The organism is Helicobacter pylori (assembly GCF_900120335.1).
Taxonomy (GTDB): Bacteria; Campylobacterota; Campylobacteria; order Campylobacterales; family Helicobacteraceae; genus Helicobacter; species Helicobacter pylori_BU.
This window is the reverse complement of sequence record NZ_LT635477.1, coordinates 1-19,076: the sequence shown is the minus strand read 5'-3', so window position 1 is coordinate 19,076 and position 19,076 is coordinate 1. Positions and strand designations below refer to the sequence as shown.

At 39.8% G+C, this 19,076-nt stretch carries 17 protein-coding genes, 5 tRNA genes and 2 pseudogenes; 16 read left to right on the top strand and 8 right to left on the bottom strand.

The window, feature by feature from the left end:
• Window positions 1-11: 11 nt before the first annotated feature.
• The 6 genes from CS889_RS00120 to dnaG all read right to left on the bottom strand — a co-directional run bounded on the left by CS889_RS00120 (window position 12) and on the right by dnaG (window position 6,717).
• Window positions 12-2,378, bottom strand: coding sequence for a VirB4 family type IV secretion/conjugal transfer ATPase (locus CS889_RS00120; protein ID WP_089086466.1), 2,367 nt, complete (start codon window positions 2,376-2,378; stop codon window positions 12-14).
• Window position 2,379: 1 nt separating this feature from the next.
• Window positions 2,380-2,643 carry a hypothetical protein gene (locus CS889_RS00115; RefSeq protein WP_000584948.1) on the bottom strand — a complete coding sequence of 88 codons (264 nt, stop codon included), beginning with the start codon at window positions 2,641-2,643 and terminating at the stop codon, window positions 2,380-2,382.
• A complete protein-coding gene (locus CS889_RS00110) occupies window positions 2,643-2,924 on the bottom strand; it encodes a TrbC/VirB2 family protein (RefSeq protein WP_001272686.1) in 282 nt (93 codons plus the stop codon). Before CS889_RS00110 ends, CS889_RS00115 begins: the two co-directional genes overlap by 1 nt.
• A 144-nt stretch (window positions 2,925-3,068) precedes the next feature.
• Window positions 3,069-3,896, bottom strand: a complete 828-nt coding sequence (locus tag CS889_RS00105) for a DUF5718 family protein (protein WP_001154942.1) — start codon at window positions 3,894-3,896, stop codon at window positions 3,069-3,071.
• A gap of 92 nt (window positions 3,897-3,988) precedes the next feature.
• Window positions 3,989-5,041, bottom strand: coding sequence for an MnmA/TRMU family protein (locus CS889_RS00100; RefSeq protein WP_089086465.1), 1,053 nt, complete (start codon window positions 5,039-5,041; stop codon window positions 3,989-3,991).
• Entirely contained in the window at window positions 5,038-6,717 is a 1,680-nt protein-coding gene (gene dnaG / locus CS889_RS00095; RefSeq protein ID WP_089086464.1) for a DNA primase, read from the bottom strand. The genes CS889_RS00100 and dnaG overlap by 4 nt, the downstream gene beginning before the upstream one ends.
• 286 nt (window positions 6,718-7,003) lie before the next feature.
• On the opposite strand from dnaG, the gene groES reads away from it, so the two are divergent.
• The 8 genes and pseudogenes from groES (at window position 7,004) to CS889_RS00050 (ending at window position 12,766) form a co-directional block, all read left to right on the top strand.
• Window positions 7,004-7,360 (top strand): co-chaperone GroES, encoded by a 357-nt coding sequence (gene groES, locus CS889_RS00085; RefSeq protein ID WP_000671927.1) that lies wholly within the window; start codon window positions 7,004-7,006, stop codon window positions 7,358-7,360.
• A 25-nt stretch (window positions 7,361-7,385) separates the two neighbouring features.
• On the top strand, window positions 7,386-9,026 hold the full coding sequence (gene groL, locus CS889_RS00080; RefSeq protein WP_001040281.1) for a chaperonin GroEL: 1,641 nt from the start codon (window positions 7,386-7,388) through the stop codon (window positions 9,024-9,026).
• 314 nt (window positions 9,027-9,340) lie between these two features.
• Window positions 9,341-11,453, top strand: a pseudogene (gene sabA, locus CS889_RS00075) (Hop family adhesin SabA/HopD).
• Window positions 11,454-12,228: 775 nt separating this feature from the next.
• Window positions 12,229-12,304, top strand: a tRNA-Lys gene (locus tag CS889_RS00070).
• Window positions 12,305-12,316: 12 nt separating this feature from the next.
• Window positions 12,317-12,391 (top strand) — tRNA-Glu (locus CS889_RS00065).
• A 37-nt stretch (window positions 12,392-12,428) separates the two neighbouring features.
• Window positions 12,429-12,504, top strand: a tRNA-Val gene (locus tag CS889_RS00060).
• A 50-nt stretch (window positions 12,505-12,554) separates the two neighbouring features.
• Window positions 12,555-12,631: transfer RNA gene (locus CS889_RS00055), tRNA-Asp, on the top strand.
• Between the two features lie 59 nt (window positions 12,632-12,690).
• Window positions 12,691-12,766 (top strand) — tRNA-Glu (locus CS889_RS00050).
• A 13-nt stretch (window positions 12,767-12,779) separates the two neighbouring features.
• On the opposite strand, the gene panC is transcribed toward CS889_RS00050, so the two are convergent.
• On the bottom strand, window positions 12,780-13,610 hold the full coding sequence (gene panC, locus CS889_RS00045; protein WP_089086463.1) for a pantoate--beta-alanine ligase: 831 nt from the start codon (window positions 13,608-13,610) through the stop codon (window positions 12,780-12,782).
• On the bottom strand, window positions 13,610-14,293 hold the full coding sequence (gene pyrF / locus CS889_RS00040; protein WP_089086462.1) for an orotidine-5'-phosphate decarboxylase: 684 nt from the start codon (window positions 14,291-14,293) through the stop codon (window positions 13,610-13,612). Before pyrF ends, panC begins: the two co-directional genes overlap by 1 nt.
• A 121-nt stretch (window positions 14,294-14,414) precedes the next feature.
• On the opposite strand from pyrF, the gene CS889_RS00035 reads away from it, so the two are divergent.
• The 8 genes and pseudogenes from CS889_RS00035 (at window position 14,415) to CS889_RS08270 (ending at window position 18,675) form a co-directional block, all read left to right on the top strand.
• The gene (locus tag CS889_RS00035) at window positions 14,415-15,080 is read left to right on the top strand and encodes a carbonic anhydrase (RefSeq protein ID WP_089086461.1); all 666 of its coding nucleotides are present in this window, start codon (window positions 14,415-14,417) and stop codon (window positions 15,078-15,080) included.
• Complete coding sequence (gene kdsA, locus CS889_RS00030; RefSeq protein WP_089086460.1) at window positions 15,067-15,897, top strand: 3-deoxy-8-phosphooctulonate synthase; 831 nt, start codon at window positions 15,067-15,069, stop codon at window positions 15,895-15,897. The genes CS889_RS00035 and kdsA overlap by 14 nt, the downstream gene beginning before the upstream one ends.
• Window positions 15,898-15,906: 9 nt before the next feature.
• A complete protein-coding gene (ribH, locus tag CS889_RS00025) occupies window positions 15,907-16,377 on the top strand; it encodes a 6,7-dimethyl-8-ribityllumazine synthase (RefSeq protein ID WP_089086459.1) in 471 nt (156 codons plus the stop codon).
• A 1-nt stretch (window position 16,378) separates the two neighbouring features.
• Window positions 16,379-16,795 carry a transcription antitermination factor NusB gene (gene nusB, locus CS889_RS00020; RefSeq protein WP_000235749.1) on the top strand — a complete coding sequence of 139 codons (417 nt, stop codon included), beginning with the start codon at window positions 16,379-16,381 and terminating at the stop codon, window positions 16,793-16,795.
• A gap of 68 nt (window positions 16,796-16,863) precedes the next feature.
• A pseudogene (locus CS889_RS08715) lies at window positions 16,864-17,136 on the top strand (flagellar biosynthesis protein FlgG).
• Window positions 17,129-17,323, top strand: coding sequence for a hypothetical protein (locus tag CS889_RS00010; protein ID WP_089086458.1), 195 nt, complete (start codon window positions 17,129-17,131; stop codon window positions 17,321-17,323). Before CS889_RS08715 ends, CS889_RS00010 begins: the two are co-directional and overlap by 8 nt.
• 363 nt (window positions 17,324-17,686) lie before the next feature.
• On the top strand, window positions 17,687-18,448 hold the full coding sequence (locus CS889_RS00005; protein WP_000323709.1) for a YaaW family protein: 762 nt from the start codon (window positions 17,687-17,689) through the stop codon (window positions 18,446-18,448).
• A gap of 86 nt (window positions 18,449-18,534) precedes the next feature.
• Window positions 18,535-18,675, top strand: coding sequence for a hypothetical protein (locus tag CS889_RS08270; RefSeq protein ID WP_000071337.1), 141 nt, complete (start codon window positions 18,535-18,537; stop codon window positions 18,673-18,675).
• Window positions 18,676-19,076: the final 401 nt, after the last annotated feature.

The window sequence follows — 19,076 nt, the reverse complement described above, 5'->3', positions numbered from 1 at the left end:
ACTTTTTTAAACTAACTCTTCAAAAGTTTCTCACGCCACTCTGTAGGGTAGTCTTTTTGTAACGCTTTCACTTTATTCACATGACTAGAATCTGAATTAAAGATCTTCAAATAACGCCCCAAGCCCTCCAAACTCACATCAATCATGTTAGAACTCCCGTTACCCAGATTTTTGACTAAAACCTGCCTGGCATACAAAGGGGTGTTTTCTAAAAATGAAATTTCAGTCTCGCTCAAAGGCACATTGAAGTTGTGTTTCAATTCCCTAGCGTTTTTTTGCGGATACAAAATGAGAGTCCCCATGTTGCTTAAAAAACTATGGGCGTTTTTGACTCCACTTAATTGGTAAATATCTTGCAAAGCCAACACCACCACGCCATTAGCTTTCCTGGCTTGCGTGATTAAAGCGTTGATTTTAGTGTTCAACAAATCGTTTTCCACATAGGATTTAAATTCGTCTAAAAAAACCAAAAAGCCGCTGTCGTTTTTCCTGGACTCTTCTAAGATCTTATAAAACAAATAATAGGCTAAAAGCCCTAAATCTTTAGGGTTTTGAGTGATAGCATCTAGGTTTATCACATTTAAAAAAGCACTGGAGTTGAACGCATCATTCAAAGCGTTAAAAAGGGGGTTATTCAAATACGGCTCCAAGCTCAAGCCCAATTGGTTAGATGAGGTTCTTTTAAGCGTTTCTTTAAAGTCTAGCAAACTAAAGGCTTTAGGGTATAAGGTCTCATAAAGGCTCTTAATCGCGCCAGAAATCGCATTCATGTCTTCTAAGGCTTCTTTATCCCTTGAAGGGGCGAGATCAAACATGCTCAAAAAGAAGGATTGCAAAAATTCTAAATTCTGTAAATTAGGCTCTAAACAAAAGGGGTTGATACTAAAAGATTGGCCGTCATGGTAATGCCCTTTAAAAAATTCGGTGAAAGAATACAGCCCTTGCATCCTATCAAAAGCTAAAAGGCGCATGTTCTGGTATTTCAAAGCGCTCATCATTAAAAAGCTAATCAGCGTGCTTTTACCGCTTCCGGTTGCCCCTATAACTAAAGTATGCCCATTCACTCTGGCGATTTCTTTAGCGTTATTATGGCTCACTTCTTGGTTGTGGAAATTGAATAAAAAAGGGGAATAATCCAAATTTTTAAACACGCTCAAAGGGCTATTCCCCCATGAATTAGCCTTAAAACCTAAATTTTGCCTTTCAAACACCATCAAACACGCTAGGGCTTTAGAGGTCAAAAAACGCAAGCGGTGGTTTAAATAAATGCGTTCAGGGAAAAAGGAAAAATACCCCCCTTTCAAGCCAAAAGTTTCTATAACGCCCACTAAGTTTTCTTTAAATAAAAGCCCTAAAACTAAGCTCGTTTGAGCGTCTAAATCCTCTAAACTGGGGGCTTTGATAAGAACATTTAGGGCGAATTTTTGCATGGATAAGCGTTTGGTTTTGACTAATTCCTGGTATTCTAGCAGCTCGTTTTTAACGAGATTGGACATGCTAAACTTGGCTCTCTCTTTTAAAAAACTCAGCGTTTTATGCGCGCTCATAGGCTCTATGGAAAAGATAATATCTAAAGGCGTTTCTTGGTATAAAAGCGCTCCCACCGCTATAGAAGTGATCCTTTCGCTCTCATAAGCCTTAACGCCAATCAAGCGGTTGTAGGTTTTTTGGTTAAAGCTTTCTTGAATGAAATAATCTTTTTCAAAAGTGATAGAACTAGCGATATAGCTATCGCTCAAATACCCCCCTACTAGGGGGGGCTTTAAGGGGAGATCAAACCCATTAATATATTCTGCATAAAAATTCAAAACCTCTTTAGAGCTTAAGAGTTTGGGGGCATAGTTTTTGAGCTGGATTTCTAGGCTTTTTAAAGTTTCTTGCAAAAAATGCGCTTTATAAGAGAGAATATCCTTAAAATTTTCCCTATTAGCGTGCATGAAAGATTTTTTCTTATGCTCTAAAACCCCATGCAAAGAGTGAGTGCTTTCTAAAACCAAAAAATACTGATTCTCATACACTTCTTTATTTTCAAACTGATTCAAGATCGCTTGCAAGTATTGAGAGTCAGATTGAATGTTTTGTTGATAATCAATTTTACGCCTTTTAACCACCAAGCGCGCCACGACTTTTTCTAAAGAATCCAACGCCATCTGACGCTCGGTGAAAAGATCTTGCAATTGCTCTGTGCTTAAATGGGTGTAACTCACCCCCTCTAAACGGAGAATGCCCACTAAGTTTTCGTTTTTAGTGAGTAAAAAATGCTCATCATACAAGCCTAAAATGTTGTTTTCTTCACTCATTGAATAGCTTTTAGGCAAAGCCCCTAAAAAATAATTTGAAACTTTTTGCTTGATAGCGCCTAAAAACTTTTCTAACATCCTACGCTCTATAACATTTGGTTTTAGTCTTTATTTTGCTTTTAGCGATAATAATATCTGCAATGTCTTCATCAAAAAATTCCAGCGCGCTAAAGAGCGCTAAAAACCCTAAATACAATAAAAAAGCGCTCAATAAATCAATCCAAGGGAGCAAGATAAAAGGCGCAAAAACAGAAATCAAATAAGATTTAGCGTTCAGCCATAAAAATTTTTCTTTAACCGAAATTTCACGCAAATTCTTCACGCTCGCTGATAGGATAATCATTAAAAAATTCCCATAAACCAATTCGCTAAACTCGGGGCCTTAAAGAACAAGAAGATCCCAAACACCACGCCAAGGATCGTGAATAAGATCTCTTTCCACCGGTCCAAATTCCTCCACACATAAATGGCGATCCCTATGAAAATCACCATTAAAATCCCCTTAGCGATGGGGCTTTTGAGCTGGGCTTCTAGGGCGTTAAAAAACCCCTCTAATCCTTCAGCGAACAAACTTGAAACGCACATGCCTACTAAAAAAATGATTTTCAAAAAATGAGCGGACATCACAACCCTTTTGTTTAATTTTAATTAACTTTCTAAGGCTTTATTATCTCAAAAAAACCATAAAAATCCTCTAAAAGGGGGTCAAAAGGGGTGGTTTTATCTTTAAAAGGGGTAAAAAAGCAAAGCTAAAGAGAAAAAGCCTTACTACTCTACGATTTGATAGACATAAGAAAGATTAGCGTGTTCTTTGGTTTGTAGGGCGTCCTCTTCTAAGAGGTTTTGAATCTTTTCAAAGCTGTATTGTAAATGGTTGTAAGCGATAATCACCACCTCATCGCCTTTTTGTAAGAAATGCTCTTGCGCAAAAGGCATATAAGGGGTAGCCCCGATCGCAAAAACCATTTTAGTAGGGAAGTTATGGCGTTCTAAAAAAGGTCTTAAAGCCTCTAAAGAATCGCCATCTTGTTGGTGGTTTAGTCGGTCTTTGATCCAATCTAAGAGTTTTTGATAAAAAAACTCGTATTTGAGCAATTTGCTGTTTTCCCCATAAACGTGCCAAACATTATTGTATTTCAAAAAAGACGCGATAGAAAAATTATTACACACCCCCCCATAAACAAACCTATCAATAGGCAATTTCTGCCCTATACCTTTAGAAGCTGGTGAAAAATTCTTTTTTTGGGAGAGCTTTGCGGCTTCTAAATTACGCACAGAAGCGTCATTAAACGCCATGAAAAAATTAGGCACAAGCTTGGTTACCAAATGTTTTTCATCGTATTTGACATCGCATTCTAAAGCGATTTCTGGCTCTGCTTGCACCTTCAAATTCAAATCATTGGGCAAAATAATCTTATGGTTATTAATGCAACAACGCCCCAAATAGCAATTCTCATAGGGGATATAAAAAGGGAATAGTCCCTTAGGAGCGTCCTTTTCTTCGCTTTTCATGTTAATAAAACTATGACTCTCTCCTGCTTGCTCCAAATGCCCTGCAAAATTCCCCACCACACCAAAACCTAAAAACTCTTGCATACAGACCTCCTAGCAAATCGCTTAACGCTGATCAGAACTTTTTCCATTATAGCATAAAAAGAAAACCCCTAAAAACTCTCAAGAACCCCCTTTTAAGCGAATAAATACTCTCTAGCGCTCTCTTTATCCAAAGGGTAAAGCTCGTGCTTTTCGTTCCCTATTTGAATGAGATAAGCTTGATTTTTTAAAGTCTTAGCATAGCCTAGAGCGATACGGCCGGCTAATTCTTTATCTTCTTTGCTGGCGTTTTTATCCACCAAACTCAAAGGGCCCTTACAGCCTAGTAATTCAATCTTATCCATTAAGGGGTGTTGAATATCCAATTTATGGTTTTCTTCTTCATTCCTTGCCACCACCAAACGAGCGTTATGGGGTAAGACAAAATAACGCCCAACTTTAACGATCACGCTGTCTTCAAACACCATTTCTCTGTATTCTTTCAAATTCTTAATCTTATTGCTCACTTGAATGTCCGTAAGCAAGCACCCCCCACCCGGCTTTTCATAATATTTCAAGCCGTAATCTTTGATCATTTGCAATTGCCTAGTGCGCCCCCTACCGCTCACATCTAAAAGCTTTTCCCTATCAACCCAACCCTTTTTTTCCATAAAAGTAGGCTCTAAGAGTTTAGCGCTCATGGGCCTTAAGAGCAATTCGTCTAAAAATTGAGGCTTTTCACCGCTTGCTTGCGTTCGGTCTAAAATAAGATCAAAACGAGCCTCTTCGCCCACTTCTCTGACTAATTTCCTCACCTGATTGAGCGCTTCTTTCCTTTGGGATTTAGGGCGTTGCCCTAGCACTTCCCCGCTCAAAACAAAATCCGCGTTCAATTCAAGCATTTTATAAAAAGCGTTCCTAAACATGTTGGCATGGCAATCAATGCAAGGGTTGAAATATTTCCCATAGCCGTATTTGGGCTTGAACAACACATCGTTAAAAAACTGCTCTCTAATATCGCACACTAGGAGCTTAGCCCCGATTTGCGCGGTGGCGTTTTCAAAATACTCTCTTTTATCTTTATTCCCCCCAAACCCTATATTAAAGTGCAAAGCGGTTACTTCAATGCCTTGATCAATGAGTAATTTCATGGACAACAAACTATCCAACCCCCCACTAAATAAGGCTAAAGCTTTTATTTGTTTCATATGGCGACTAATTCTCCTTGTTTTAATTTCATAATGGCCTGGCGAATCTTTTTCAAACAGATCATTTTTTCGCTAAAAGGGAGCGAACTTTTAGGGATTTCCTTGAGTTGGCGCTCAAAATAGCGCAAAATCAACAAACGCAATTCCTTTTCAAAACCCCCTTTTTTTAGGGGTAAATTCGCATCTAATAATAACGCAACTAATTTAGGGTCGTCTAATTTTTCTTGACACAAAGCATCAAATTCTTGTTTTTTATGCAAGAATACCCCACTATGGATATAACCCACCGCTAAATCCAACAAGCTCCTGTCTTCTAAAAGGTAGCGGATCACCAATTTTTCTAAAAATTCCAAACTGGGCGCGCTAGAAACATGTGCGAACTTTTGAGGGCGATTAGGCTTTTCTGTTTTGGGGTAAAAAGGCTGAAAAGAAACTGGCTCTCTAATCCCTAAAACATGCAAAGGAGCTTGCAAAAGCGTAGCGATTAAGGGCTTGTATTCATTTTGTAAAAGCAAGGAAAAGTTTTTCAAAAACCCTAACATTTCTTTAAGGGCCTTATCTTTTTCTAAAGGATCGTCTAAAAGATAAGAACCCGCCATGTGCCTTAAAACAAATTCAATGAAAGCTATGGGGCGCGATAGCCAATTTTTTAAGGTTTCAATCTGATGATTAGCGATCATATCCGCTGGGTCTAGGTTGTTTTCAAACAAAATCACCCCCCCTTTCCTTTGCTCTTTAGCCAACATCAAGCTCGCTTTATAAGCCGCATTCCGCCCTGCCTTATCCCCATCATAGCTTAAGAGGATTTCTGGATCGCCTTTTTTAAGCAAGGGCAAATGCGATGGCGTTAAAGCTGTCCCAAGCGTGGCTATGGCGTTTTTAAAACCCGCTTGGTGCAATAAAATCACATCCAAATACCCTTCTGTTACAATGACTTGCTTTTGTTTATAGATGTGTTCTTTAGCCAAATGATAGCCATAGAGCAAGCTGGATTTATCAAAAAGCTTATTTTGGGGCGAATTGATATACTTGGCCGCTTTTTCTTTTAAGGTGCGCCCTCCAAAACCCACCACTTGAGCGCTAGGGCTATAAATAGGGAATATGATGCGATCCAAAAAGCGCAAATAGGTTTTCTGATCGTTATCGTTTTTGCCTAGCACGCCCAATTCAATCAATTTGTCCTTATTCAAGCCTTTATTTTCAATGCCGTAATCAATTCTATTCGTGCATAAGCCTAATTTAAACGCTTTGATGCTCTCTATGCTAAGCCCTCTTTTTTGCAAATAATTCAAAAAAAACGGGGCGTTAAAAAGCTCTTCTTGATACAACGAACTCACCATTTCTAAAAGGTGGTAATCTTCTTTATGATCGTAATAAGCGCTTTTGTCATATTCTAAAGTTATATTGAATCGGTGGGCTAATTTCTCAAGCGCTTCCACAAACGAAAGCTTTTCAAACGCCATCACAAATTTAATGCTATCCCCGCTCGCCCCACACCCAAAGCAATGGTAAAACCCCTTAATTTGATTGACGCTAAAACTCGCGCTCCTTTCTTCATGAAAAGGGCAACAAGCCATGTAATTCGAACCTGATTTCCTCAAATCCACATAAGAGCTAATGACTTCTACAATGTCTATCGTTTGCAAAAGGCGATCAATGGAACTTTTAAGAATCATTTTTCATGCTTTCTCCAATGGGCTTTTTTGGTTTGACTTTCTCAAAAGGGATTATACTCAATAAATAAAATCTTCAAAAAGGTTTGTTAATAGCACCCCTTTTTCTAATCCTTATATTTTTAAACTAATGAAACTTGATACAAATAGACTTAATAATCCTTATAATTATAATCTTATGTTTGGTTTTATGGCTTGACTTATCCCTAAAAATGCGCTATAGTTGTGTCGCTTAATAACAATAAGCGCTAAATTTCTATTTTATTTATCAAAACTTAGGAGAACTGAAATGAAGTTTCAACCATTAGGAGAAAGGGTCTTAGTAGAAAGACTTGAAGAAGAGAACAAAACCAGTTCAGGCATCATCATCCCTGATAACGCTAAAGAAAAGCCTTTAATGGGCGTAGTCAAAGCCGTTAGCCATAAAATCAGTGAGGGTTGCAAATGCGTTAAAGAGGGCGATGTGATCGCTTTTGGCAAATACAAAGGTGCAGAAATCGTTTTAGACGGCACTGAATACATGGTGCTAGAACTAGAAGACATTCTGGGCATCGTGGGTGCGGGATCTTGCTGTCATACAGGCAATCATGACCATAAACATGCTAAAGAGCATGAAGCTTGCTGTCATGATCACAAAAAACACTAAAAAACATTATTATTAAGGATACACAATGGCAAAAGAAATTAAATTTTCAGATAGCGCGAGAAACCTTCTATTTGAAGGCGTGAGACAACTCCATGACGCTGTTAAAGTTACCATGGGGCCAAGAGGCAGGAACGTGTTGATCCAAAAAAGCTATGGCGCTCCAAGCATCACCAAAGATGGCGTGAGCGTGGCTAAAGAGATTGAATTAAGTTGCCCGGTGGCTAACATGGGCGCTCAACTCGTTAAAGAAGTAGCGAGCAAAACCGCTGATGCTGCCGGCGATGGCACGACCACCGCGACCGTGCTGGCTTATAGCATTTTTAAAGAAGGGTTGAGGAATATCACGGCTGGGGCTAACCCTATTGAAGTGAAACGAGGCATGGATAAAGCCGCTGAAGCGATTATTAATGAGCTTAAAAAAGCGAGCAAAAAAGTGGGCGGTAAAGAAGAAATCACCCAAGTGGCGACCATTTCTGCCAACTCGGATCACAATATCGGGAAACTCATCGCTGACGCTATGGAAAAAGTGGGTAAAGACGGCGTGATCACCGTTGAAGAAGCTAAGGGCATTGAAGACGAATTAGATGTTGTAGAAGGCATGCAATTTGATAGAGGCTATCTCTCCCCTTATTTTGTAACGAACGCTGAGAAAATGACCGCTCAATTGGATAACGCTTACATCCTTTTAACGGATAAAAAAATCTCTAGCATGAAAGACATTCTCCCGCTACTAGAAAAAACCATGAAAGAGGGCAAACCGCTTTTAATCATCGCTGAAGACATTGAGGGCGAAGCTTTAACGACTCTAGTGGTGAATAAATTAAGAGGCGTGTTGAATATCGCAGCGGTCAAAGCTCCAGGCTTTGGGGACAGGAGAAAAGAAATGCTAAAAGACATCGCTATTTTAACCGGCGGTCAAGTCATTAGCGAAGAATTAGGCTTGAGTTTAGAAAACGCTGAAGTGGAGTTTTTAGGCAAAGCCGGAAGGATTGTGATTGACAAAGACAACACCACGATCGTGGATGGCAAAGGCCATAGCGATGACGTTAAAGACAGAGTCGCGCAAATCAAAACCCAAATCGCAAGCACGACAAGCGATTATGACAAAGAAAAATTGCAAGAAAGGTTGGCTAAACTCTCTGGCGGTGTGGCTGTGATCAAAGTGGGTGCTGCGAGTGAAGTGGAAATGAAAGAGAAAAAAGACCGGGTGGATGACGCGTTGAGCGCGACTAAAGCGGCGGTTGAAGAAGGCATTGTGATTGGCGGCGGTGCGGCTCTTATTCGCGCGGCTCAAAAAGTGCATTTGAATTTACACGATGATGAAAAAGTGGGCTATGAAATCATCATGCGCGCCATTAAAGCCCCATTAGCTCAAATCGCTATCAATGCCGGTTATGATGGCGGTGTGGTCGTGAATGAAGTGCAAAAACACGAAGGGCATTTTGGTTTTAACGCTAGCAATGGCAAGTATGTGGACATGTTTAAAGAAGGCATTATTGACCCCCTAAAAGTAGAAAGGATCGCTTTACAGAATGCGGTTTCGGTTTCAAGCCTGCTTTTAACCACAGAAGCCACCGTGCATGAAATCAAAGAAGAAAAAGCGGCCCCAGCAATGCCTGATATGGGTGGCATGGGCGGAATGGGAGGCATGGGTGGCATGATGTAAACCCCCTTGCTTTTTAATACCATTTTTCATAACAGCCCTCTTCTTGGGGGGCTTTTATCTCACAAAACCGCTCGTTTTGAAAAACGCGCAACAAAAAATCCCCATTAAAATCAAGCTTTTATCGTTAGTGTTCCATTAAAATAAAACCTAAAAAACCCTTTCCAATACCACCCAAACAAACGCGCAAAAAATGCAAAATTCTAAAATTTTCTCTAAATGACAAAAAAAAAAAAAACGATTTCATGCTACAATGTTCCAAATACATTCTTAATGTATAAAATTCCAATCACTCAATTTACTTTCAAGGAGAAAACATGAAAAAAACCCTTTTACTCTCTCTCTCTCGCTTCATCGCTTTTAAACGCTGAAGACAACGGATTTTTTATCAGCGCGGGCTATCAGATCGGCGAAGCCGCTCAAATGGTGAAAAACACCGGCGAATTGAAAAAGCTCTCAGACACTTATGAGAATTTGAGCAACCTTTTAAGCAATTTCAACAACCTCAATCAGGCGGTAACGAACGCGAGCAGCCCTTCAGAAATCAATGCTGCGATCGATAATTTAAGAGCAAACACGCAAGGGTTGACCGGCGAAAAAGACAATTCCCCCGCCTATCAAGCCGTCTCTTTGGCGCTGAATGCGGCGGTGGGCTTGTGGAACGTGATAGGCTATGCGATAATGTGCGGGAATGGCAATGGCACAGGGAGTGGGCCTGGCAGCGTTATTTTCAATAACCAACCAGGAAGTGGGACAACGAGCATCACTTGCAACCGGTATGAAGCGACTGGTCCTGGTAGATCCATGTCTATCCAAGAATTTGAAAAACTCAATAAAGCCTATCAAGCTATCCAACAGGCTTTAAAGAGTGGGAATGGGTTTCCTGTCTTGGACGGGAAAGGCACAGAAGTGAAAGTAGAATACACCTACGAATGCAAACAAAATAATGGTAGTAGTAGTAGTATTAATGGTGGTGTGAATCAATTCTGTCAAAAAAATGGTAGCAGTAATGGTGTAACTAGCAATGGTAGCAACAACAAAGAAACGCAAAGCTTTACCTTCACCAATACCGCTCAAAACCTTTTGGAACAAGCCAGCACGATCATGAATGTCCTTAACACCCAATGCCCCTTGGTGCGATCCACGCATAATGAAAACACTCCGGGTAATGGTAGCCCATGGAATATCAATCAAAGCGGGAATGCGTGCCAAATCTTTAGCGCTGAATTTAGCGCCGTTACTAGCATGATCAAAAACGCCCAAGAAATCGTCGCGCAAGCTCAAAGCCTTAACGCTAAAGAGCAAAGCAATCAAAACGCGCCGCAAGATTTCAATCCTTATACCTCTTCGGATAGGGCTTTCGCTCAAAACATGCTCAACCACGCCCAAGCGCAAGCCAAGATGCTTGAACTAGCCGATCAAATCAAAACCAATCTCAACGCTATCCCTACACATTTCGTTACAGATTACTTGGCAGCTTGCAGAAATGGGGGTGGGACATTACCTGATCAAGGGGTTACTAACAACACTTAGGGGGCTGGTTGCGCGTATGTGGAAGAGACCATAACGGCTTTAAACAACAGCCTTGCGCATTTTGGCACTCAAGCCGAGCAAATCAAGCAATCTGAGTTGCTGGCGCGCACGATACTTGATTTTAGAGGCAGCCTTAGCACTTTAAACAACACTTATAACAGCATCACCACGACCGCTTCAAACACGCCCAATTCCCCATTCCTTAAAAATTTGATAAGCCAATCCACTAACCCTAATAACCCCGGGGGCTTACAGGCCGTTTATCAAGTCAACCAAAGCGCTTATTCGCAATTATTAAGCGCCACGCAAGAATTAGGGCATAACCCTTTCAGACGCGTTGGATTAATCAGCTCTCAAACCAACAACGGCGCGATGAATGGGATCGGTGTGCAAGTGGGCTACAAACAATTTTTTGGTGAAAAGAGAAGGTGGGGATTAAGGTATTACGGCTTTTTTGATTACAACCATGCTTATATCAAATCCAGCTTTTTCAATTCCGCCTCTGATGTGTTCACTTATGGGGTAGGAACAGATGTCCTCTATAACTTTATCAACGATAAAGCCACCAAAAACAATAAGATTTCTTTTGGGGTGTTTGGGGGGATTGCGTTAGCCGGCACTTCATGGCTTAATTCCCAGTATGTGAATTTAGCGACCTTCAATAATTTCTATAGCGCTAAAATGAATGTGGCGAATTTCCAATTCTTATTCAACTTGGGCTTGAGAATGAATCTGGCTAAAAACAAAAAGAAAGCGAGCGATCATGCGGCTCAGCATGGCGTGGAATTAGGCGTGAAAATCCCCACGATCAACACGAATTACTATTCTTTGCTAGGCACTCAACTAGAATACCGCAGGCTTTATAGCGTGTATTTGAATTACGTGTTTGCGTATTAAAAACTCGCGTTAAATTCTCTTTTTTTGTGGAACTCTCTTTTTGAACCCTCTTTCTTTTTTGGGGGGTTTTGTTTTGAAGCCTTTCTTTTTTAAAGTCTTTCTTTTAAACTCTCTTTTTTTTGGGGTTTTTGTTTTTGAATTCTTTGTCTTAAACTCTCTTTTTTGAACTCTCTTTTTAGAGGAGAACCCTTTTTTTTGAACCCTTTCTTTTTTGAACTCCCTTTTTTTGAACTCCCTTTTTTTGGGGGGTTTGATGGAAAATCCTTTTTAGCGTTTTTTATATTAGTTAGTGGAAAACTTGATACTAATTCAAGTGATAGCTTTTAAAAAAGCGCTTCTTTTTTGGGGGTTTAGTGGGGTTAAAAAGGGGAGAATGGTTTCAAAATACCCCCTACTTCCTTAAGGGAATGCGTTTTTAAATACTTTAAACAAACTCAATGAAATGATTTTTACAACAAAATGAGATCTAAAACGATAAAACAAAAACCCATTTTTTAAAAATGAAATTTTTAAACAAAAAAAGCACTAAATCCTAATAAGATTTATTAGCGCTTGGGAAAAACAAAGCCTTTTTAAAACCCCAAAACTAACACTAACCAACATTAAAACGCATGGAATCTGTTGTGATCCTTGTAGCATTAAACGCAACCAAGTTTTAAGCGTAATAGTTGTTACCCATGCCGTTTTGAGAGCGTGTCGTTTCTATAAAAACCGCAATATTTTTCAGTTATTCTTGACAAGCGTTAAAAAAAATTGTATCATTATCTTTTTGTGAGACCCGTTAGCTCAGCTGGTAGAGCAATTCCCTTTTAAGGAATGGGCCGTTGGTTCAAATCCAACACGGGTCACCATTTGAGCGTAGTGGCTCCTTCATCTAGTGGTTAGGATACCACCCTTTCACGGTGGTTACAGGGGTTCAAATCCCCTAGGAGTCACCACTCTTTTAAATTTAGTTGGATTTTATCTCAATATTGTGGTCGCTTAGCTCAGTTGGTAGAGCGCTACCCTTACAAGGTAGATGTCATAAGTTCGAGTCTTATAGCGACCACCATTTTTGACTTAGCTTCAAGCATGCGTTTTTAGGCTATGGGGTTTTGATAGGGAGCGGTAGTTCAGCTGGTTAGAATATCTGCCTGTCACGCAGGGGGTCGCGGGTTCGAGTCCCGTCCGCTCCGCCACCAAACGCTTTTAAAATCATTTCCTACGCTTTTTCATATAATAGTTAATCGTTAAAAATGACCCTTTCATCTAGTGGCCAAGGATACCACCCTTTCACGGTGGAAACGGAAGTTCAAATCTTTCAAGGGTCGCCACAAAGATTCCAAACTACACCCACAAATTGTCTAAAAGCCTGGTTTTACCCACACGAGCCGCCACTAAAACCAGCGTGTTAGCCGGCTCTATGGTTTTTAAAGGCTCTAGCTTGTGGTTACAGCATTCCAAATAATCCACTTCTAAATTTTTTAAAATTTCAAGCCCTAGTTTTTTCAGTTTTTCGCACGCTTTTTCGCCCTTATCTATGGCCTGCTGGATATTTTCTAAAGCTTTTGGAATGGCTAGGGCTTGTCTTCTTTCTGTTGCATTCAAATACACATTCCTAGAGCTTAAAGCCAGATTATCATCATCTCGCACAATCTCGCATGGCGCTATTTCAATGTCTAAAAGCAAATCTTGGACTAAATGCTGGATGATTAAAAGCTGTTGGGCGTCCTTTTTACCAAAATACGCTCTAGTGGGGTTAGTAAGATGGAACAATTTTAGCACGACCTGAACCACCCCATCAAAATGCCCCTGACGCATGGCTCCCTCTAAAGAATGGGATAAAAATGCAGGGGCATGGAGTTTTAGGCGTTGCTCTGCTTCATAGGGATACATTTCGCCAATTTTAGGCAAAAACACCGCATTAACGCCTAATTTTTCACACAAAGCCAAATCCTTTTCTAAAGGGCGCGGGTAAGCGCTAAAATCCTCGTTAGCCCCAAATTGCGTGGGATTGACAAAAACGCTTACAATCGTGTGGGAATTTTCTTTCAAACTCCTTTCTATCAAGCTTTGATGCCCTCTGTGTAAAGCCCCCATAGTCGGCACAAACCCCACGCTTTCTTTCAAACTTTTACGATATTCTCTTAAAGCAGCAATCGTTTCTAACGCCCGCATTAACAATCCTTTAAAAGCTCTAAAACCACTTCTCTAGGCTCTTTAGCCTGATAAATGGGGCGGCCCACCACGATAAAATCGCTTAAATTTTGTTTGGCTTCTTTAGCGTTCGCCACCCTTTCTTGATCTTCTTTATCGCTTTTATTGAGCCTTATGCCAGGGGTTAAAGTCAAAAAGTCCTTACCTAAAGCCTCTTTAATCGCTAAACTTTCAAACACCGAACACACCACCCCATCAATCCCGCTCTCTTTGCCCATAGCGCTCAATTTTATCGCTTGAGTTTTTAAAGGGGCGTTATACACGCTCAAAAATTCCTCTTCGCTAAAGCTGGTTAAAGCGCTCACACCCATAATCAAGGGGCGTTTTTTAAGAGCGTTTAAGCGTTGCATTAAGATTTCTAGTGCGATTTTGCCGCTGCTTAAATGCACGGTGAGCATGTCAATTTCTAATTTCGCGCATTCTAGAGCGGCATTTGCCATAGTATAAGGGATATCATAGAGCTTTAAATCCAAAAAGATCTTAAAATTCCCATCAATCTTTCTGATTTCATCTAAAAAAGTCGCCCCGTCTCTTATAAAAGATCTAAGCCCCACTTTAGCCCATAAATCTAAGCCCTTTAATTCTTGTAATAAAGAAAGGTTGTCCTCTTTTTTTTCTAAATCCAATGCGACACACAATTGCATGAAAGCCCTTTAAAGTGTAAAATAACGCCATTATAACAAAAAGAAATGGAAGAATTTTAGCTATGATAAGCGTTTTAAAATGAAAACCAAGTTTAAGAAAATGAGATTTAAGGGTTAAAGAGTGGAAGCGTTTTTAGGAGCGTTAGAGTTTCAAGAGAATGAATATGAAGAGTTTAAAGAGCTTTATGAGAGCTTAAAGACTAAGCAAAAGCCCCACACTTTGTTCATTTCTTGCGTGGATTCACGAGTCGTGCCTAATCTAATCACTGGCACCAAGCCGGGCGAATTGTATGTGATCCGCAACATGGGCAATGTGATCCCCCCTAAAACAAGCTATAAAGAATCCCTTTCTACCATTGCGAGCGTTGAATACGCTATTGCGCATGCGGGGATTCAAAACTTAATCATTTGCGGGCATAGCGATTGTGGGGCTTGCGGGAGCATTCATTTGATCAATGATGAAACCACCAAAGCTAAAACCCCTTACATTGCAAATTGGATACAATTTTTAGAGCCTATTAAAGAAGAATTAAAAGATCACCCGCAATTCAGCAACCATTTCGCCAAGCGTTCATGGCTTACGGAGCGTTTGAACGTGCGCTTGCAACTCAACAACCTCTTAAGCTATGATTTCATTCAAGAAAGAGTGATGAATAACGAATTAAAAATTTTTGGTTGGCACTATATCATAGAAACAGGCAGGATTTATAATTATAATTTTGAAAGCCATTTTTTTGAGCCGATTGAAGAAACCATCAAACAAAGGATAAGTCATGAAAACTTCTAACACAAAAACCCCTAAACCCGTTTTAATCGCTGGCCCATGCGTCATTGAGAGCTTAGAAAATCTAAGAAATATCGCTATTAAATTACAACCCCTAGCCAACAACGAGCGATTGGATTTTTATTTCAAAGCGAGTTTTGATAAGGCGAACCGCACGAGTTTGGAGAGCTATAGAGGGCCTGGTTTAGAAAAAGGCTTAGAAATGTTACAAACCATCAAAGAGGAATTTGGTTATCAAATCTTAACCGATGTGCATGAGAGCTATCAAGCAAGCGTGGCAGCCAAAGTAGCGGATATTTTACAAATCCCGGCGTTTTTGTGCCGCCAAACGGATCTGATTGTAGCAGTGAGCCAAACTAACGCTATTGTCAATATCAAAAAAGGGCAATTCATGAACCCAAAAGACATGCAATATTCTGTCTTAAAAGCCCTTAAAATTAGGGATAAAAGCATTCAAAGCCCCACTTATGAAACGGCGTTAAAAAATGGCGTGTGGTTGTGTGAAAGGGGGAGCAGCTTTGGGTATGGGAATTTAGTGGTGGATATGCGTTCTTTAAAAATCATGCGAGAATTTGCCCCTGTGATTTTTGACGCCACTCATAGCGTGCAAATGCCAGGGGGAGCGAACGGGAAAAGTTCAGGGGATAGCTCTTTTGCCCCTATTTTAGCGAGAGCTGCGGCTGCGGTGGGGATTGATGGGTTGTTCGCTGAAACGCATACTGATCCTAAAAACGCCCTAAGCGATGGGGCGAACATGCTCAAACCTGATGAGCTAGAATATTTAGTAACCGACATGTTAAAAATCCAAAATTTATTTTAAAGGAATTTCATGCGAATCATAGAAGGGAAATTGCAATTACAAGGGAATGAAAGAGTCGCTATTTTAACATCGCGCTTCAATCATATCATCACAGACAGATTACAAGAAGGGGCGATGGATTGCTTTAAAAGGCATGGGGGCGATGAGGATCTTTTAGACGTCGTGCTGGTGCCTGGGGCTTATGAATTGCCTTTCATTTTAGAGAGGTTGTTAGGGAGTGGAAAATACGATGGCGTGTGCGTTTTAGGAGCCATTATTAGAGGGGGGACTCCGCATTTTGACTACGTGAGCGCAGAAGCGACTAAGGGCATTGCCAGCGCGATGCTAAAATACAGCATGCCGGTAAGCTTTGGCGTGCTTACCACAGACAATATTGAACAAGCGATTGAAAGAGCGGGCAGTAAAGCCGGCAATAAGGGCTTTGAAGCGATGAACACTCTCATTGAATTATTGAGCTTGTGCCAAACTCTCAAGGGTTAAAATGGCGACACGGACTCAAGCCAGGGGGGCTGTGGTTGAATTGTTGTATGCGTTTGAGAGCGGTAATGAAGAAATTAAAAAAATCGCTTCCAGCATGTTAGAAGAAAAAAAGATTAAAAACAACCAGCTTGCTTTCGCTTTAAGCCTTTTTAATGGCGTGTTAGAAAGAATCAATGAAATTGACGCCCTCATTGAACCGCATTTGAAAGACTGGGATTTCAAGCGATTAGGGAGCATGGAAAAGGCGATTTTACGCTTAGGGGCGTATGAAATTGGCTTCACGCCCACACAAAACCCTATCATCATCAATGAATGCATAGAGCTTGGCAAACTCTACGCTGAGCCTAACACCCCTAAATTTTTAAACGCTATCTTGGATTCTTTGAGCAAAAAGCTCGCTCAAAAACCCTTGAATTGAGGGCGTTTTATGCCTAAATTAAAAAATGATGTTAAATCACTAATCACTAATCACTAAAAAGGGGGTTGGTGGGATTTGAGCGGTAGTAGAAGTAAAATTAAAAGGAGTCAATTGTGATTTATACGCTAGCTGTATTTCTTCCATGGGTAGCCTTTGGGTAGCCTTTTCCTTGAGAGGTGGGATTTTTTCAACTATATTCAGCTTTATTCTTTGGGTTGTTCTTGGTCATAATATTTTCGCTATTGTTTTTTTTAGGAAATAGAGTTTTCAGTATTTATTTGCTTTTAGAGCCATTTTTTGTGGGTAGTATTGACTACTTGGTGTTGTTTGGTCATGCATGAAGATCAGAGACAAAAAGACATGGAACAACTTATCAATGGGATTATTAGGATTATTAAAGCAAATTCCGGTAAATCTTTACACCAAGAAACACAACAAGCAAATAAAACCGATAAAGCATGGGATTTGGCTAGTGTTTTTCTCATTGGTCTAGTTGCTTTAGCTGTTTTTCACATGATCAAGCGATAACCCAAACAATAACCCAAAAAGCGGTGTTGAAAAACTTAAAAATCCCAGCCATAAGAATTACAAAAAAATGATAACAACCGCTCCAAACCGCTTAACCCCTAATAACCTTAAGTATAAAATGGCAAAAGTAAAGGTTAGAAAAAATGGGGATAAAAATCCCCCCTTTAGCGTTTGAGAAAATTGACGCTTTAAAGCAATCTATAGAGTTAAGAGCATTGGGCTTTTGAGCTTAAGCCTTTTTAGAATATTAAGTGTAATTTTAGACAAATGATATTAAAATCAGTAATCACTTTAGAAGAACAGCGATGGAGCGCGAAAAGTCGTTTGTTTTTAATAAGTGATAAAACAATATAAAGGAATAATATGGCATACAAATATGATAGAGACTTGGAATTTTTAAAGCAATTGGAATCTAGTGATTTATTGGATTTGTTTGAGGTACTTGTTTTTGGTAAAGACGGTGAAAAAAGACACAATGAAAAACTCACAAGCTCCCTAGAATACAAAAGGCATGGCGATGATTACGCTAAATACGCAGAAAGAATCGCTGAAGAGTTGCAATACTATGGGAGCAATAGTTTTGCGAGCTTCATTAAGGGCGAAGGAGTCTTATACAAAGAGATTCTATGCGATGTGTGCGATAAATTAAAGGTCAATTACAACAAGAAAACTGAAACGACTTTAATTGAACAAAACATGCTTTCTAAAATCTTAGAAAGAAGCCTAGAAGAAATGGATGATGAAGAAGTGAAAGAAATGTGCGATGAATTGTCCATAAAAAACACTGACAATTTAAACAGACAAGCTTTAAGCGCAGCGACTTTAACGCTGTTTAAAATGGGGGGCTTTAAATCTTATCAATTAGCAGTCATTGTTGCGAATGCGGTCGCAAAAACCATTCTAGGGCGTGGTTTATCGCTTGCGGGCGATCAAGTGCTTACAAGAACTCTGAGCTTTTTAACAGGCCCTGTTGGCTGGATCATTACAGGCGTATGGACAGCGATTGATATTGCAGGGCCGGCTTATAGGGTAACCATACCAGCATGCATTGTGGTCGCCACTTTACGCCTAAAAACGCAACAAGCCAATGAAGATAAGAAGTCATTGCAAATAGAATCCGTTTAAGCTTTTTTTTAGAAAAAAAGGTATAGAATGGAGACCTAGATGCAAAAATGCATCTGGTTTTTATTTTAATTTAAAAGGGAGACAAAATGAGTAACAGTTGCAGTAATCAAAACCACAATCAAAAAGGTGACGCTAAAAATCAAAACAACGGAAGTTGTCAAAAAAATAGCCAAAACCAAGCCAATCAATGCAACGCTAACCACGAACATAAAAACGATAAAAAGTAAGGGTTAGAGAGAGTTAAAGGAGGGGGTTTCCTTGTGTCAAAAATCAAAATAGCGGTTCGTTAAATTAGCCTTACCCAAAGAAAAAATTAAATAAATTTCTGCTTCCAAATTCAGATTTGTTTTACACTATTAACATTCGCTTTATTGATATAACGAGTGAAATCGCTAACGCTAGAATTAGGCATTCCTATCCAAAGTGATGAGCGTATCAAAATATTTTAATCATTATAGTTGCCATCATTCTCTGGTTGTAAAATCAATAAAGCTCATTAGCGTCTGTAGCGCTATCTTTATATGCAGTTAGCGGGTGTGTTTAAGCCTTTTAGGGCGTTAAACATGATTTTAAAAAATGATGCTATAATCACTAATCACTAATCACTAATCACTAATCACTAATCACT